This is a genomic window from Micromonospora sp. WMMC273 (assembly GCF_027460285.1).
Taxonomy (GTDB): Bacteria; Actinomycetota; Actinomycetes; order Mycobacteriales; family Micromonosporaceae; genus Micromonospora; species Micromonospora aurantiaca.
This window is the reverse complement of sequence record NZ_JAPZBE010000001.1, coordinates 5,540,012-5,554,639: the sequence shown is the minus strand read 5'-3', so window position 1 is coordinate 5,554,639 and position 14,628 is coordinate 5,540,012. Positions and strand designations below refer to the sequence as shown.

14 protein-coding genes are annotated in these 14,628 nt (G+C 71.8%); 8 read left to right on the top strand and 6 right to left on the bottom strand.

Features of this window, described 5'->3' with window-relative positions:
• The first annotated feature begins 48 nt into the window (after positions 1 to 48).
• Positions 49 to 582 carry a YbjN domain-containing protein gene (locus tag O7611_RS25770; protein ID WP_194801807.1) on the top strand — a complete coding sequence of 178 codons (534 nt, stop codon included), beginning with the start codon at positions 49 to 51 and terminating at the stop codon, positions 580 to 582.
• 287 nt (positions 583 to 869) lie between these two features.
• Complete coding sequence (locus tag O7611_RS31950) at positions 870 to 1,727, top strand: hypothetical protein (RefSeq protein WP_442929396.1); 858 nt, start codon at positions 870 to 872, stop codon at positions 1,725 to 1,727.
• A gap of 381 nt (positions 1,728 to 2,108) precedes the next feature.
• On the opposite strand, the gene O7611_RS25755 is transcribed toward O7611_RS31950, so the two are convergent.
• Positions 2,109 to 3,359 carry an MFS transporter gene (locus tag O7611_RS25755; protein ID WP_269697718.1) on the bottom strand — a complete coding sequence of 417 codons (1,251 nt, stop codon included), beginning with the start codon at positions 3,357 to 3,359 and terminating at the stop codon, positions 2,109 to 2,111.
• Positions 3,360 to 3,439: 80 nt separating this feature from the next.
• A complete protein-coding gene (locus O7611_RS25750; RefSeq protein ID WP_194801804.1) occupies positions 3,440 to 4,765 on the bottom strand; it encodes an MDR family MFS transporter in 1,326 nt (441 codons plus the stop codon).
• 150 nt (positions 4,766 to 4,915) lie between these two features.
• Between O7611_RS25750 and O7611_RS25745 the strand changes: the two genes are divergently transcribed.
• Positions 4,916 to 5,683 (top strand): phosphoglyceromutase, encoded by a 768-nt coding sequence (locus O7611_RS25745; protein WP_194801803.1) that lies wholly within the window; start codon positions 4,916 to 4,918, stop codon positions 5,681 to 5,683.
• Between the two features lie 46 nt (positions 5,684 to 5,729).
• On the opposite strand, the gene phoU is transcribed toward O7611_RS25745, so the two are convergent.
• Positions 5,730 to 6,374 carry a phosphate signaling complex protein PhoU gene (gene phoU / locus O7611_RS25740; RefSeq protein WP_194801802.1) on the bottom strand — a complete coding sequence of 215 codons (645 nt, stop codon included), beginning with the start codon at positions 6,372 to 6,374 and terminating at the stop codon, positions 5,730 to 5,732.
• A 201-nt stretch (positions 6,375 to 6,575) separates the two neighbouring features.
• On the opposite strand from phoU, the gene O7611_RS25735 reads away from it, so the two are divergent.
• The 3 genes from O7611_RS25735 to O7611_RS25725 all read left to right on the top strand — a co-directional run bounded on the left by O7611_RS25735 (position 6,576) and on the right by O7611_RS25725 (position 10,066).
• Positions 6,576 to 7,868: a sensor histidine kinase gene (locus O7611_RS25735; RefSeq protein ID WP_370584975.1), complete on the top strand. Its 1,293-nt coding sequence runs from the start codon at positions 6,576 to 6,578 to the stop codon at positions 7,866 to 7,868.
• A gap of 21 nt (positions 7,869 to 7,889) precedes the next feature.
• Positions 7,890 to 8,573, top strand: coding sequence for a response regulator transcription factor (locus O7611_RS25730; RefSeq protein WP_030272198.1), 684 nt, complete (start codon positions 7,890 to 7,892; stop codon positions 8,571 to 8,573).
• Positions 8,574 to 9,490: 917 nt separating this feature from the next.
• Complete coding sequence (locus tag O7611_RS25725; protein ID WP_269697717.1) at positions 9,491 to 10,066, top strand: hypothetical protein; 576 nt, start codon at positions 9,491 to 9,493, stop codon at positions 10,064 to 10,066.
• A 45-nt stretch (positions 10,067 to 10,111) separates the two neighbouring features.
• On the opposite strand, the gene O7611_RS25720 is transcribed toward O7611_RS25725, so the two are convergent.
• The gene (locus O7611_RS25720) at positions 10,112 to 10,918 is read right to left on the bottom strand and encodes a hypothetical protein (protein WP_269697716.1); all 807 of its coding nucleotides are present in this window, start codon (positions 10,916 to 10,918) and stop codon (positions 10,112 to 10,114) included.
• A 74-nt stretch (positions 10,919 to 10,992) separates the two neighbouring features.
• On the opposite strand from O7611_RS25720, the gene O7611_RS25715 reads away from it, so the two are divergent.
• Together O7611_RS25715 and O7611_RS25710 are read left to right on the top strand one after the other, a co-directional pair.
• Positions 10,993 to 11,937, top strand: coding sequence for a Ppx/GppA phosphatase family protein (locus O7611_RS25715; RefSeq protein WP_194801530.1), 945 nt, complete (start codon positions 10,993 to 10,995; stop codon positions 11,935 to 11,937).
• A 75-nt stretch (positions 11,938 to 12,012) separates the two neighbouring features.
• Positions 12,013 to 12,819, top strand: a complete 807-nt coding sequence (locus O7611_RS25710) for a sugar phosphate isomerase/epimerase family protein (RefSeq protein WP_013288771.1) — start codon at positions 12,013 to 12,015, stop codon at positions 12,817 to 12,819.
• A gap of 56 nt (positions 12,820 to 12,875) precedes the next feature.
• Here O7611_RS25710 and O7611_RS25705 read toward each other — a convergent pair whose 3' ends face one another.
• Positions 12,876 to 13,442, bottom strand: a complete 567-nt coding sequence (locus O7611_RS25705; RefSeq protein ID WP_018787720.1) for a CGNR zinc finger domain-containing protein — start codon at positions 13,440 to 13,442, stop codon at positions 12,876 to 12,878.
• Between the two features lie 19 nt (positions 13,443 to 13,461).
• Positions 13,462 to 14,628, bottom strand: a complete 1,167-nt coding sequence (locus O7611_RS25700; RefSeq protein WP_194801529.1) for a glutathionylspermidine synthase family protein — start codon at positions 14,626 to 14,628, stop codon at positions 13,462 to 13,464.

Here is a 14,628-nt window from a genome sequence, read left to right as displayed (position 1 = left end):
CCACCGGCCACCGGGCGGCCCCGGTACGCCGGTCGTAGAGTGGGTGCGATGAGCCGCACGAGTGAGGTCGCCGCGCTGATCGAGTCCGTCTGCGCGGAGCGCGAGCTGGAGTGGGAGTCCACCGGTGAGGCGTCGTACGCGGTGACGCTGCCCGGCACGCACAAGCTCAAGACGATCTGCAACCTGATCGTGGGTGAGCACGCGCTGCGGGTCGAGGCGTTCGTGATGCGCCAGCCGGACGAGCGCCGCGAGGAGCTGTGGGCGTGGCTGCTCCAGCGCAACGCCCGCATGTACGGCGTCTCGTTCTCCATCGACGCGGTCGGCGACGTCTACCTGACCGGGCGGGTCAACCTGGCCGGGGTGGACGCCGACGAGCTGGACCGGCTGCTCGGTTCGGTGCTGACGTACGCGGACGAGTCGTTCGACAGCATGCTGGAGATCGGGTTCGGCACCGCCATCCGCCGGGAGTGGGAGTGGCGGGTCAAGCGCGGCGAGTCGACAGCGAACCTGGCCGCGTTCGCGCACCTCTTCGAGCCTTCCGCCGCTGCCGGATCGTCCGCCGGAGGTTCGGAGCCCTCCTGACGGGTATGCCGCCCCGCGCGGTGCGGAGCACTGGGACCCACCGCGGGCCGAGGACGGACTGTCGAGGAGCGTGTCCCATGGCTCAGCGCAACAGCTCAGGTCGCGGCACGACTGCGACCCGGACCAAGCGGCAAACCGGCAATCAGACGCCGAACACCCCGAGGGTGTCGGAGTCGGCGATCTCCCGGATGAAGGTCGACGACCTCCGCAGCCAGCTCAAGCGGCGCGGGGTCTCGGGGATCTCCGCGCTGCGGAAGCCGGAACTGGTGAAGACCCTGGCGCGGGCGATGCGCGGGGAGGGCGGCGCCGCCCGGCGGAGCACCGGCCCGGCCGGCCGGCCGTCGGCGACCCGCAAGAGCACCGCCGCGAAGAAGACCACTGCGGCGAAGCGGACCACGCCGGCCCGCCGGAGCGCCACGTCGCCGGCGAAGGCCGCGCCGGCCGCACGCGCCACCGGCGCCAGGGCCAAGGCGACGGGTACGCGCAAGGCGGTCCCCGCTCGCGCCAAGGCGACCTCGTCGCGGGCGAAGCCGATGCCGGCTCGGGCCAAGGCGGCTCCGGCTCGGGCGAAGGCGACCTCGTCGCGGGCGACGACATCGCGCGCGAAGGCAGCTCCGTCCCGCGCGAAGGCGGCACCCGGGCGCGCCACTGCCGCGTCACGGGCGAAGGCAGCTCCGTCGAGGGCGAAGGCAGCTCCTTCGCGCGCCAAGGCGGCCCCGTCGCGGGCCAAGGCGGCGCCGGCTCGGAAGGCGTCGTCCGCCCGGGCCCAGGCGGCACCGACCCGTGGGCCGGCGTCCAGCCGGTCGATCGGATCGTCGCAGCTCATCACGTCGCTCGCAGACCGGCCGGAGCGTCCGGGCCGGAGCCTGGTCACCCGGAACCACGAGGTGATCCAGCGCTGGGCGCGGGCGCGGGGTGCGAAGCCCGCCACCATCGCCGGAACCGAGCGCGAGGGCCGGGCCGGGGTGCTGACGTTCAACATCCCCGGGTACCGGGAGAGCAGCCGGATCCGCGAGATCACCTGGGACGACTGGTTCCGCACGTTCGACCTGCGGCGGCTGAACCTGATCTACCAGGAGCAGATGCGGGACGGCCGGCAGAGCAACTTCTTCCGGACCGAGAACCCGAATCGCGAGGACGGCTGAGGTTTACGGGAATGGCCGACGGGAACGCCGTGTTTGCCATTCCAGGGACGACGACACGGAAAGCCGGTTTTCCGACACGGGTGCTGTGACGGGCAAGACAGCGTTCTGGGTTGAATCCGGAATCCGGGCGAACTAACTTTATTGCACCGCGTCACGCTTGTTTCCGTTCGGGGGAGCGGTGGATCGATCAGATCCGCGCAGGCGAGATGCGAAGATCGGGTGGAGCACGCCGTTGGGGGACGGTGCCACCCGTGGAACCGGCGGCGCGAGCGGGCGACGCTTACGGGGGTGAGTGTCGCCCGCCGCCGCCGGGCGTACGGTACGAGCGCCCATCTCGACGGGGGTCGGGGTGGGCGCTCTGCCGTTGTCTTCTCGAGCCCGTCAGCGGGCGGACGTCACCGGTTCCGCCGCCGCGGCCCGCAGCGCGGCCACCCGCCGCTCCCGGCGCGGCCCGGCGAGCAGGTGCCCGGCAGCGGCCAGCAGGCCGAGCGCGCCCACCACCAGCCAGTGCCGCGCGCCGAGGTGTTCCAGGCTGAGCCCGCCGAGTGCCGGCGCCACGAACGACGCGGCCGGGAACGTCAGGTAGAACACCGACTGGTAGCGGGCGCGCAGTTCGGGCGGCGCGAGGTCCGCGTTGATCTGTGCGTTCGGCGGCGCGGCGAGCATCTGCCCGACCGTCCAGACCACCGCCGCGCCGAGGTAGAGCGGCAGCCCGTCGGCCACCGTCAGCGCGCCGAACCCGAGCGCCATCAGGCCGGTGGAGACGGCCAGCACGCTCGACTTGCGGTACGGCTCGATGAGCCGGGGCACGAACAGCTGCCCGGCCACGATGAGCGCCCCGCCGAGCGCGACCACCAGCCCGTACGCCGACGGGCGCAGACCGTCCTCGCGCATCGCCAGCGGCATGATCGTGGAGGTCTGCATGGTCAGCACGGCCAGCAGGAACGTCAGCCCGACGAACACCAGGAACGTGCGGTCGGTGAGCGCGGTGTGCAGCCCGGGACGCCGTCCCACCACCGCCCGTGGCATGGGCGCGGGCCGCCGGGTGAGCGTCTCCGGCACCTTCAGCGCGATCACCACCGCCGCGGCCAGCGTGGCTCCGGCGTCGACCAGGAACAGCGCCGTGAAGCTCGCCTCGGCGAGGATGCCGGCCAGCAGCGAGGCCACCGCCATGCCCAGGTTGAACGCCCAGAACTGCAGGTTGAACGCGCGGGAGCGGCGCGCCTCGGGCACCACGTCCACGATGGCGGCCACGAATGCCGGGCTGGGCATCGAGTGTGCCACGCCGACCAGCGTGGCGAGTACGGCGATCGCCGCCAGGTGCGTGGTGAACGCCAGCGCCGTCATCAGGGCGGCGGCGGCCAGGTGGGCGGCGAGCAGCGTGGCCCGGCGTCCCCACCGGTCGGCCAGCACGCCGCCGAGCAGCGTGCCGGCCGCGCCGCCGATCCCGTACGCGCCGACCACCAGCCCGGCCAGCGACGGCGGGGCGCCCCGCGCAGCGGTCAGGTAGAGCGACAGGAACAGCAGCGCGAACGCGCCGGCCCGGTTGATCAGCAGGCCGGACCAGAGGTACCAGAACGTGGCCGGTAGTCCGCCGGCCGTGTCGTCCCACCAGCGCCGCAGGCCGTGCACCAGCCCTCCAGGAAGGTTTCCTTACCGATTCCGTCCCGTACGGTATCCACCCGCCTCGGGGCGGTCGCGTCGGGGCGTACTCAGGAACCGGCCCGGACCGGCGCGGCCGGTGCGGTCGCCGCGGCCTCGCCCGCCTCGGGCGCCGGGTAGGCGGTGGCGGTGACCGGCGTGACCGGCGTGCCCACGGCGCGCAGCGCGACAGCGCGGCGCTCCCGGGCCGGACCGGAGATCAGGTGGGCGACCGCCGCCACGACGCCGATGCCAGCGCAGCCGAGCCAGAGCGCGCTGTTGCCCGCGTGCTCGCGGACCAGGCCGCCGAGGATCGGCGCGGCGGCGCCGGCGAGCTGCCAGGACAGCGAGAAGACGCCCTGGTAGCGGCCGCGCAGCGCGGCCGGGGACAGCTCCGCGATCAGGGTGGCGTTGGACGGCGAGTTGAGCATCTCGCCGACGGTCCAGATCAGCACGGTCAGGCCGTAGAGCCAGACCGTGTCGGCGAACGCGGTGAGCCCGAACCCGGCGCCCATCACCAGCGCCGCGAGCGCCAGCACGTGCGAGCGGCTGCGGCCCTTGATGAGCCGGGGTACGAAAAGCTGGCCGACCACGATGAGCACGCCGTTCAGTGCGATCACCGAGCCGTACGTGGCCGGGCTGAGCCCGGAGTCGCCCATCGCGATCGGCAGCATCGAGATGTGCTGGAGGAACACCAGCGCGGCGAGCAGGTTCAGCGCGACGAAGCCGAGGAACACCCGGTCGGCGAGGATGGTGCGCAACGCGCCGGCGGGCGCCGCCATCCCCTTGACCGGGAGCGCGGTGACCGGGCCGCGGGTCTCGCCGACCTTGGCGAAGATGATCAGCGCGGTCACCAGTGTGGTGGTCGCGTTCACCAGGAACAACAGCAGGTAGCTGCCCTGGGCGGCGAAGCCGGCGAGCACGGCGGCGCAGGCGAAACCGAGGTTGATGGCCCAGTAGTTCAGCGAGAAGGCGCGCAGCCGGTCCTTGTCCGGCACCACGTCGACCATCATCGCGCCGAAGGCGGGGCGGGCCGCCTCGGCGAACGCGCCGAGCAGCAACGCGCCCACGGCGACCGCCCAGAGCGGGCGGGCGAAGCCGAGCGCGAGCATCATGCCCGCGGCGCCGACGTGCGCGACGAGCAGCGTGGGCCGCCGTCCCCAGCGGTCGGTCAGGGTGCCGCCGATGGTGGTGCCGACCGCGCCGCCGGCGCCCCAGAGGCCGATCACCAGTCCGGCCTGGGCGGCGGAGAAGCCGCGTTCCTGGGTCAGGTAGATGGCCAGGAAGATCAGGACGAACGAGCCGAGCCGGTTGATCAGCGTGCCGGCCCAGAGGTACCAGAACGTCCGTGGCAGGCCACCCGCCGTGTCCTGTAACCAGCCTCGCGCTGCCCGCATCCCGATGCCCCCGTGTGGTAATGACCGACCTCTTTAATGCGCCTTACAACCTAGTGCCGGGCCGGAGCCGTGGTCATCAGGTTTTCCACGTGGTGGTCGTCACCACAGGTCGCCGCGTGTCCGCCGGCGTCGTACGGCAGGATGATCGGCATGACTGCGAGCGAGGGGCCCACCGTCGGGACGCTGGTCCTGCTGCGGCACGGCGAGAGCGACTGGAACGCCAAGAACCTCTTCACCGGCTGGGTCGACGTCGACCTGACCACCAAGGGGGAGACCGAGGCGCGGCGCGGCGGCGAACTGCTGCGCGAGCACGACCTGCTGCCGGACGTGGTGCACACGAGCCTGATGCGCCGAGCCATCCGCACCGCCGAGCTGGCGCTGAACGCCGCCGACCGGCACTGGATCGCGGTGCGCCGGTCGTGGCGGCTCAACGAGCGCCACTACGGCGCCCTGCAGGGCAAGGACAAGAAGCAGACCCTCGACGAGTACGGCGAGGAGCAGTTCATGCTCTGGCGCCGCTCGTACGACACGCCGCCGCCTCCGATCGACGACGCGGACGAGTGGTCGCAGGTCGGCGACCCCCGATACGCGCTGCTGCCGACCGAGCTGATGCCGCGCACCGAGTGCCTGAAGGACGTCGTCGAACGGATGCTGCCCTACTGGTACGACTCGATCGTGCCGGACATCCTGGCCGGCCGGACGGTGCTGGTGGCCGCGCACGGCAACTCGCTGCGCGCGCTGGTCAAGCATCTCGACCAGATCTCCGACGACGCGATCGCCAAGCTGAACATCCCCACCGGCATCCCGCTGCGCTACGACCTGGACGCCGACCTGCGTCCGCAGGTGCTCGGCGGGACGTACCTCGACCCGGAGGCGGCCAAGGCCGCCGCCGCCGCAGTCGCCAACCAGGGCCGCTGAGACGGCGTGGGCGGGGCCTCCCCCGAGGCGGCCCCGCCCACGGTTCTCAGCCGGACGTCGACCCGGTGATCAGGTAGACCACGTGCTCGCCCGCGTTCACCGCGTGGTCGGCGAAACGCTCGTAGAAGCGACCCAGCAGCGTCGCGTCGATCGCCGTCTCCACCCCGTACGGCCAGTCGTCGCCGAGCAGCACGCCGAACAGGCTCTTGTGCAGGTCGTCCATCGCGTCGTCGTCGCCGTCCAGCTCGGCGGCCACGTCGGCGTCCGGCTCGGCCAGCACCGAGCCGATCTTCTCGGCCATCCGGTCGGCGATCCCGGCCATGTCGGTGAAGACCGGCCGCAGTTCCGCCGGCACCGCCGGGGACGGGTGCCGGCGCAACGCCGTCTTCGCCACGTGGTCGGCCAGGTCGCCCATCCGCTCCAGATCGGCTGCCACGTGCAACGCGGTGATCATCGCCCGCAGGTCGGAGGCCACCGGCGCCTGCCGGGCCAGCAGGTCACAGACCCGCTCCTCCACGTGCCGGTAGAGGTCGTCGATCTCGGCGTCCCGCGCGATCACCGTCTCGGCGGCCGTCCGGTCGGCGGTGAGCAGCGCCTTGGTGGCCTGCCGCATGGCCGCGCGTACCGCCTCGGCCATGTCCACCAGCAACTGGCTGACAATCTGCAGGTCGGCCCGGAACTCGTCGCGCATCGTCACTTCCTGGGTTCGGTGGCCGCCACCCCCGAGGGGTACGGCAGGAGCAGGTGCGCGCCCCACGCTAGGCCGAACGGTCGGCACCAGGGTGAACGCGGATGAACGACGCTGGGCCCGCAGGTGAACTTTGCCGAAAGCGAGAGTGGTTCGTCCCTTTGCGCCCGATACCCGGGTTAACAATGACCCTACGATCGCCGGGTGGAATGGGCGGTGGCCGTCGTGGTGGCCGGAGCGCTGGTGACCGGGCTGGTCGCCGGGGCGCTGCTGTCCGGACCCGTTGACGAATGGCGGCGCCGCCGGGCGTCGCGGGGCGGCGGGATCCTCCGTCGTGACGCAGGGAGGACGACGATTCCGGACGACCAGCAGGGGGGCCTACCCGGCCTCGGCCGCAAGACGATCGACTCGCTGCGCGCGGGCGTGGTGGTGCTCGGCCCGGACGACGTGCCGGTGCTGGTGAACCCGGCCGCCCGGGCGATGGGTCTGCTCCGTACCGGGGCGACACCCGGCTCGATCGCGGCGCACCCGTTGATCCGTACCCTCGCTGGGCAGGTCCGCCGCACGGGCGTGCGGCGCGAGATCGAGCTGGACCTGCCCCGGGGCCGCGACGGCGGCGGTGACAACCCGCTCGGCGTGCACCTGCGGGCGATGGGGCTGGGCTCCGGCTACATCTCGATCGAGGCGGTAGACGTCACCGAGTCGCACCGTCTCGCGCGGGTACGCCGGGACTTCGTCGCGAACGTCAGCCACGAGCTGAAGACGCCCATCGGCGCGCTGCAACTGCTCGCCGAGGCGCTCGTCGACGCCACCGAACCGGCCGCCGACGGCGCGCCCGACCTGTCCGAGGACCTCGTCGCCGCGCGGCGGTTCGCCGAGCGGATCCAGCACGAGTCGACCCGGCTCGGCCGCCTCGTGCAGGAACTGCTGGAACTGACCCGCCTCCAGGGCGCCGAACCGCAGCCCGCGCCCGAGCCGGTCTCGGTGGACTGGGTGCTCGCCGAGGTCGTCGACCGCACCCGCACCGCGGCCACCGCGCGCCGGGTGGAGATCGCCGTCGGCGGGCAGCGGGGCCTGACGGTGTACGGGAGTGACAGCCAGCTCGCCACCGCTGTGGCGAACCTGGTGGAGAACGCGATCAACTACTCCGGCGAGGACACCACGGTACGGGTGACTGTCACCGGCACCGAGGAACACGTCGAGATCGCCGTGGCAGACCAGGGCATCGGTATCGCACCGAACGAGGTCGACCGGATCTTCGAGCGCTTCTACCGGGCCGACCAGGCCCGCTCCCGGTCCACCGGCGGCACCGGCCTGGGCCTGGCCATCGTCAAACACATCGCCAGCAACCATGGCGGCCGGGTCGACGTGTCGAGCACCCTTGGTGGGGGGTCGACGTTCACTCTCCGGCTGCCCGCACGCCCCCCGGACGACCTGGAGACGACACTCGCCTCCGCTGGGATCGAGGCCGGCCCGGCCGAGCTCCGGCAGGTCTGACCACAGGAAAGGAAACACCCGTTGAGCCGCGTACTGGTGGTCGAGGACGAGGAGTCGTTCTCCGACGCCCTGTCCTACATGCTCCGCAAGGAGGGATTCGAGGTGTCCGTCGCCGCGACGGGCCCCGCCGCCCTCACCGAGTTCGACCGGACCGGCGCCGACATCGTGCTGCTCGACCTGATGCTGCCGGAGATGTCCGGCACCGAGGTCTGCCGGCAGCTCCGCCAGCGCTCGCACGTGCCGATCATCATGGTCACCGCGCGGGACAGCGAGATCGACAAGGTGGTCGGGCTGGAGATCGGCGCCGACGACTACGTGACCAAGCCGTACTCGCCGCGTGAACTGGTCGCCCGCATCCGGGCGGTGCTGCGCCGGCAGAGCGCCGAGTCGAACGAGACGGGCGCGCCGACGCTCGCCGCCGGCCCGGTCCGGATGGACATCGAACGGCACGTGGTGACAGTCGGCGGCGCCGGGGTGCAGCTCCCGCTCAAGGAGTTCGAGCTGCTGGAGCTGCTGCTGCGCAACGCCGGGCGGGTGCTCACCCGGGGCCAGTTGATCGACCGGGTCTGGGGCGCCGACTACGTGGGCGACACCAAGACGCTCGACGTGCACGTGAAGCGGCTGCGCTCCAAGATCGAGCCGGAGCCCTCCGCCCCGCGCTACATCGTCACGGTGCGAGGTCTGGGCTACAAGTTCGAGCCCTGATCCGCCCGGGCCGCGTTGGGCCCTTTGCGTCGATCTTGGAGTTGTGGCACCCAGGATGCCCGAGTTGGCGCCGTTCGCGAGGTGCCATAACTCCAAGATCGCCGACCCCCGGGGCCTTTCGGGGAAGGTTCTCGGGCCCCGACCCCGCCGAGACCCTGAGTGCGCGCGATCTTGCACTTTGGTGCCCCGTAAACCGCGCGAATGGGGCGCACGGAGGGCGCGAACTGCAAGATCGCGTGGCTCGTCGACGGCCGCTTCGCTCCCCGTCCAACGCGCGCCCTACCCGGTCGGGTCGATCATGAACTTGGCGGCGCCTGGTGTCCGGTTTGTCGCCGCTAACCTCATGATCGACGGCTTGGGGGCGGGTGGCTGTGGTGCCGCCCGTGCACGGGAGCTTGTCCCACGCGCCCTCCGCCGCCTCGGCGACCCGAGCCATCCGTAGATCTTGGTACGAAACGGCCCGCATGAGGGCGCTTTCGTACCAAGATCTACGGCTGTTCCTGGAATGCGGATATGCGTCTCTGTGGTGCCGTGTCGGGGGTGTCCGGGTCGGGGGTGGTGGGCGGCACTCTGGTGGCGGAATCGTGGGCGGGTGCCGGGCGTTGTAACCGGGTGAACGACCGAGCACCGGCGGTGCCCCGCGAGCGGGGCGGCGTGCGTGAGCGCGGGAATCATCCCGGTGGGCTGGTCGTTGAACATGGTTCCGACGACGTGAACCTCCGCGCCGCGCCCCGCGTGGTGGCGTGAGCCGGCCCGGGAATGATGCCGGGTGGTGGGTCGTTGGACATGCTTCCGGCGCCGCGTAGTGGCACCCCCTGTTTCCCGCGAGCAGCCGGTCCCCAAGAACTTTTTGAGCGCCTGACGGTGCCACGCGCCCTTCCCCCTGGGTGCGTCGACCCCCGAATGGAGCACTTGTGATGAACACGATTCTGCGTAAGAGCGTTCTGGGTATTGCTGGTCTGGCTTTCACCGGCGGCGTGTTCGCCGGTCCGGTCGCCGCCCACGCGGCCGACACCACCACCCATACCAAGCCGGTTGCGGCCACGGTGCAGAGTGACAAGCTGATCCCGCACGGTGTGCAGGGTGAGCAGTCGCGGATCGAGCTGAACGACGAGCAGACCGCGAATGTGAAGGCGATCATCGCGGCGACGAAGAAGGCCGGTATGGACGAGCGTGCCGCGGTGGTGTCGATCGCGACGGCGTTGCAGGAGTCGAAGCTGGAGAACCTGGGCCACCTGGGTGACCGTAACGACCACGACTCGCAGGGCCTGTTCCAGCAGCGCCCGTCCTCCGGTTGGGGCACGGTGGAGCAGATCACCGATCCTGAGTACTCGACGACGGCGTTCCTGAAGGGTCTGAAGCAGGTCGACGGCTGGCAGGACATGCCGCTGACCAAGGCCGCCCAGACCGTCCAGGTCAGTGCTTACCCGGACCACTACGCCCAGTGGGAGCAGCAGGCCGCCGACCTCGTCGCCGAGCACTGGAACAGCTAAGACCAAGAGCTGAAGGCCGGCACCCCAAGACGGGGGTGCCGGCCTTCACTCGCTTGCCGGGTGCGGCGCGATCTGACCCTGGCGCTGCCGGGCGGCGCAGAGTTCGGCCAGCTTCGCGTACGCGGGCGCGCCGATCAGCGCGGTCAGCTCCGGCCCGTACGAGACGTACATCGGCTCGGCGCCGACGTGCGCGTCGGTGGAGGACGTACACCACCAGTCGAGGTCGTGCCCGCCCGCGCCCCAGCCGCGCCTGTCGAACTCGGCCAGCGTGGAGATCAGCACCTTCGTGTTGTCCGGCCGCTTGTGCCACTCCTGGTCGCGGCGTACCGGCAACTGCCAGCAGACGTCCGGCTTGTACTCCAGCGGGTGCACCCCGTCGCGTAGCGCCTGGGCGTGCAGCGCGCAGCCGCCCCCGCCGGCGAAGTCGGCGTCGTTGAGGAACACGCACGGGGCGTCCACGTCGCGGGTGGCGGTACGCCGGGCCGGCGTCTTGCCGTCGACTGTGTCGTTCTCGGTCCAGTTCTTGAACCCGCGCCGGAAGTGCTGCCACGTCTCCGGTGTCAGCCGCTTCACCGCGGCCCGGACGCGCTTCTCGTCGTCGGAGTCGGTGAAGAACGCGCCGTGCGAGCAGCACCCGTCGGCGGCCCGCCCGGCGATGATGCCGTGGCAGCCCTTGCCGAAGATGCACGTCCAGCTGGACAGCAGCCAGGTCAGGTCGGCGCGGACTACGTGCTTCGCGTCGGCCGGGTCGACGAACTCGATCCACTCCCGTGGGAAGTCCAGCCCGACCTCCCGGCTGCGCGGGTTCTCGGGGTCGTCCACCAGCACGTGAAGCTCGATCTGCCCTGTCACTCGGACCAGCGTACGCGCGGTGACCCCGCCCGGCCGCCGAGCCGACGAAACGTGTTGGCCCTAGGGTCTTCCCCATGCGACTGGGTGTTCTCGACGTCGGTTCCAACACTGTGCACCTGCTGGTGGTCGACGCCCACCACGGCGCGCATCCCTGGCCGGCGCACTCCGAGAAGGTGGTGCTGCGGCTGGCCGAGCAGATCGGGCCGGACGGCGCGCTCACCGACGGCGGCGCGGACGGCCTGGTCAAGGCGGTCGGCATGGCCCGGGCGGCGGCTGACGGGCTGGGCGCCGAGGATCTGCTGGCGTTCGCCACGAGCGCGGTCCGCGACGCCACGAACGCCGCCGACGTGCTGGCGCGCGTCCGCGACGAGACTGGCGTACGCCTGGAGGTGCTCTCCGGCGCGGACGAGGCGCGGATGACGTTCCTGGCGGTGCGGCGGTGGTTCGGCTGGTCCGCCGGGCGGCTGCTGGCGATGGACATCGGCGGTGGCTCGCTGGAGCTGGCCGCCGGCATCGACGAGCACCCGGACGTGGCGATCTCGCTGCCGCTCGGCGCGGGGCGGCTCAGCCGGGAGCGGCTCGCGGTGGATCCGGCCGGCACGGCGCCGCCGTCGGCCGAGGCCGTGGAGGAACTGCGGGAGTACGTGGACGCGCAGCTCGACCCGGTGGTGGAGCAGTTGACGGCGGTGGGCTGGGAGCGTCCGGTCGCCACCTCGAAGACGTTCCGCACGCTGGCCCGGCTGGCCGGCGCCGCGCCTTCGGGTGCGGGTCTGTGGGCGCGGCGCAGCCTGACCCGTACCGGGCTGCGGCAGGTGCTCGGGTTCATCAGGCACATCCCGCCGGCCCAGTTGCCCGAGCTGGAGGGGGTCAGCGCGCAGCGGGCGCATCAGCTCCTCGCGGGTGCGGTGGTGGCCGAGGCGGTGATGCGGCGCCTCGACGTGGACTGCGTGGACATCTGCCCGTGGGCGCTGCGGGAGGGGGTCATCCTGCGCCGGTTGGATCAGCTCGCGCCGATGTGACCGTACGAGCGCTCTGGGTTGCTTTGCGGTTGCTCGTCCCGATGCTCGCCGGCGGTTGGGGCTACCCTCGAAGGCGTGACTTACCGCGTTCCGGTGCTCCTGTCCACGTCCTCGGTCTTCCCCGAACGGACCGCGGCGGCGTTCCAGCTCGCCGCCGAGCTCGGCTACGACGGCATCGAGGTGATGGTCTGGACCGACCCGGTCAGCCAGGACGCGGGCGCGCTGCGCGGCCTCGCCGAGCACTACGGCGTCCCGGTGCTGTCGGTCCACGCCCCGTGCCTGCTCGTCACCCAGCGGGTGTGGAGCCCCGACCCGTGGGAGCGGCTGCGTAAGGCCGCCGAGCTGGCCGAGACGCTGGAGGCGCCCACTGTCGTGGTGCACCCGCCGTTCACCTGGCAGCGTGACTACGCGCGCACCTTCGCCGACGGGCTCGACACCATCGCCGGGCAGTTCGGCGGCCTGCACTTCGGGGTGGAGAACATGTACCCGGTGCGGATGGCGGGGCGGCAGTTCGTCCCGTACGCGCCGGGCTGGGATCCCACCGAGATCGGGTACGCCTCGTACACGCTCGACCTGTCGCACTGTGCGGCCTCGCACACCGACGCGATGGCGATGGCCGACCGGATGGGTTCCGGGCTGGCGCATGTGCACCTGGGCGACGGCACCGGCGAGGGGCGCGACGAGCACCTGGTGCCCGGTCGCGGCGGTCAGCCCTGCGCGGAGATGCTCCGCTCGCTGGCCGGGCGGGGGTTCACCGGTTCGGTGGCGGTGGAGGTGACCACCCGGGGCGCGAAGAGCCGCGCGGTCCGCGAGGCGGACCTGCGGGAGTCGCTGGAGTTCGCCCGGGCCAACCTGACCGCGCCCTCCCCGGTCGACGTCTGACCGGCACGGGCCACCCCGGCCGCTCGCACACGGGTGGGCGGCCGGAGCGCCGGAGGTCAGCTCACCGGGGACAGTGGCTGCGCCGGGACGGCCTGCTCGCCGACCGCGGCACGCTTGCGCGCCCGATGCGCCGCCACGTGGGAGCGGGTGGCGCAGCGCTCGGAGCAGAACCGGCGGCAGCAGTTGGACGAGGTGTCCAGGTAGACGTTGCCGCAGCGGTCGTCGGCGCAGACCCCGAAGCGGGCGCTGCCGTACTCGCACAGCCACACCGACAGGCCCCAGACCGCGCCGGCCAGGTATTCCGAGGAGACCGACGCGCCCCGGCTGGTCACGTGCATGTGCCAGTCCGAGGAGTCGTGGCCGGAGATGCGCGGCTGCACCGGGAACGCCTCCAGCAGCGCGTTCAACTCCGCCACCGCTTCGTTGTCCCGGCCCGAGGTGCCGTACTCGAAGACGTCCCGGAGGCGCTTCTGCGCCCGCCGGAAGATCGCCAGGTCCCGTTCCGCGACCTCGTCGCGCATCCAGCCCTGCTCGTCCGAGAAGACGGCCCGCAGGCCGTCCAGGTCGTCCAGCCGGGCGTTGACGAGCTCGACCCCGGTCCGGGCGTACGCGTCGAAGTTCACGACACCAACGGTAGACGACTCAGAGCGGACGCGGTGCGTCGATGTAGTGGGGCAGGAACCGCGCGTAACCGTCAGTGATGAGGCTCTCGCTCTCGCGCACGCCGGCGCCTGCTGACTCGCCGTCCACGATCCAGCTGCCGAGCACCGTCCGGTTGCCCTCGAACTCGGGCAACGCGCGGAACTCCTGGAAGCAGAAGCCCTCGTCGCCGTAGATCCCCGGGTTGGTGATCTCCGTGTCGCCAGTCACGATGCGTACCGAGCCGCCCTCGCGGCCGAGCAGCGGCTTGGCCACGTACTCGGTCATGCCGCGCGGCGAGTCCAGGTACGCGGGCAGCAGGTAGTCGTGCCCCGGGTACATCTCCCAGAGCACGGCGAGCAGCGCCTTGTTCGACAGCAGCAGCTTCCACGCCGGTTCGATCCAGGTGGTGGGGGTGCCCGGGTCGAGCGCAGGTCGCCCGTACGGCTCGGCCAGCATCCACTCCCAGGGGTAGAGCTTGAAGCAGGTGGTGATCGGCCGGTCGTCGGCGTCGACGAAGCGCCGCCCGTCCCAGCCGACCCGCTGGATCGGCATGAGCGTCACGTCCAGCCCGGCCTGGCGGGCCGTCTCGGCCAGGTAGCCGGCGGTGATCTGGTCCTCGCCCGATTCCTCCTCCTCGGACCACAGCACGTGCGCCCGCGGCTCGTGCAGCCCGGCGCCGATCTTGGCCCAGGCGCCGACCAGCCGTTCGTGCAGGCTGTTCCACTGGTCCGCCTCCGGACGGGTGTGCTCCAGCCAGTACCACTGCACGATGCTCGCCTCGACCAGCGCGGTCGGGGTGTCGGCGTTGTACTCCAGCATCTTCGGCGGTCCGCTGCCGTCGTACCAGAGGTCGAACCGGCCGTAGAGCGTCGGCGGGGACTCCCGCAGCGAACGGGCGACCGCCTCGGCGGCCCACTCGGGGATGCCGAACTCGGCGTACCGGCGGCGGGCCACCACGTGCTCGGCGGCGGCCACCGACATCCGGTGCAGTTCCTCCGTGGCCTCCTCCAGCCGGAGCACCTCGTCGAGCGTGAACGAGTACGCGGCCGTCTCGTCCCAGTACGACATGATCTCGCCGTCGGGCAGCTCGGTGTCCACGTACACCAGGCCCTGGGCCCGGATGGTCTCGTCCCAGCCGGGGCGCGGCGTGCTCGCCTCGCGGCGCAC

Bases quoted from the DNA above. Each gene is read 5' to 3' on its own strand.
- O7611_RS25770 (WP_194801807.1), top strand. From the start codon at position 49: ATGAGCCGCACGAGTGAGGTCGCCGCGCTGATCGAGTCCGTCTGCGCG.
- O7611_RS31950 (WP_442929396.1), top strand. From the start codon at position 870: ATGCGCGGGGAGGGCGGCGCCGCCCGGCGGAGCACCGGCCCGGCCGGC.
- O7611_RS25750 (WP_194801804.1), bottom strand. From the start codon at position 4,765: ATGCGGGCAGCGCGAGGCTGGTTACAGGACACGGCGGGTGGCCTGCCA.
- O7611_RS25745 (WP_194801803.1), top strand. From the start codon at position 4,916: ATGACTGCGAGCGAGGGGCCCACCGTCGGGACGCTGGTCCTGCTGCGG.
- phoU (WP_194801802.1), bottom strand. From the start codon at position 6,374: ATGCGCGACGAGTTCCGGGCCGACCTGCAGATTGTCAGCCAGTTGCTG.
- O7611_RS25725 (WP_269697717.1), top strand. From the start codon at position 9,491: ATGAACACGATTCTGCGTAAGAGCGTTCTGGGTATTGCTGGTCTGGCT.
- O7611_RS25715 (WP_194801530.1), top strand. From the start codon at position 10,993: ATGCGACTGGGTGTTCTCGACGTCGGTTCCAACACTGTGCACCTGCTG.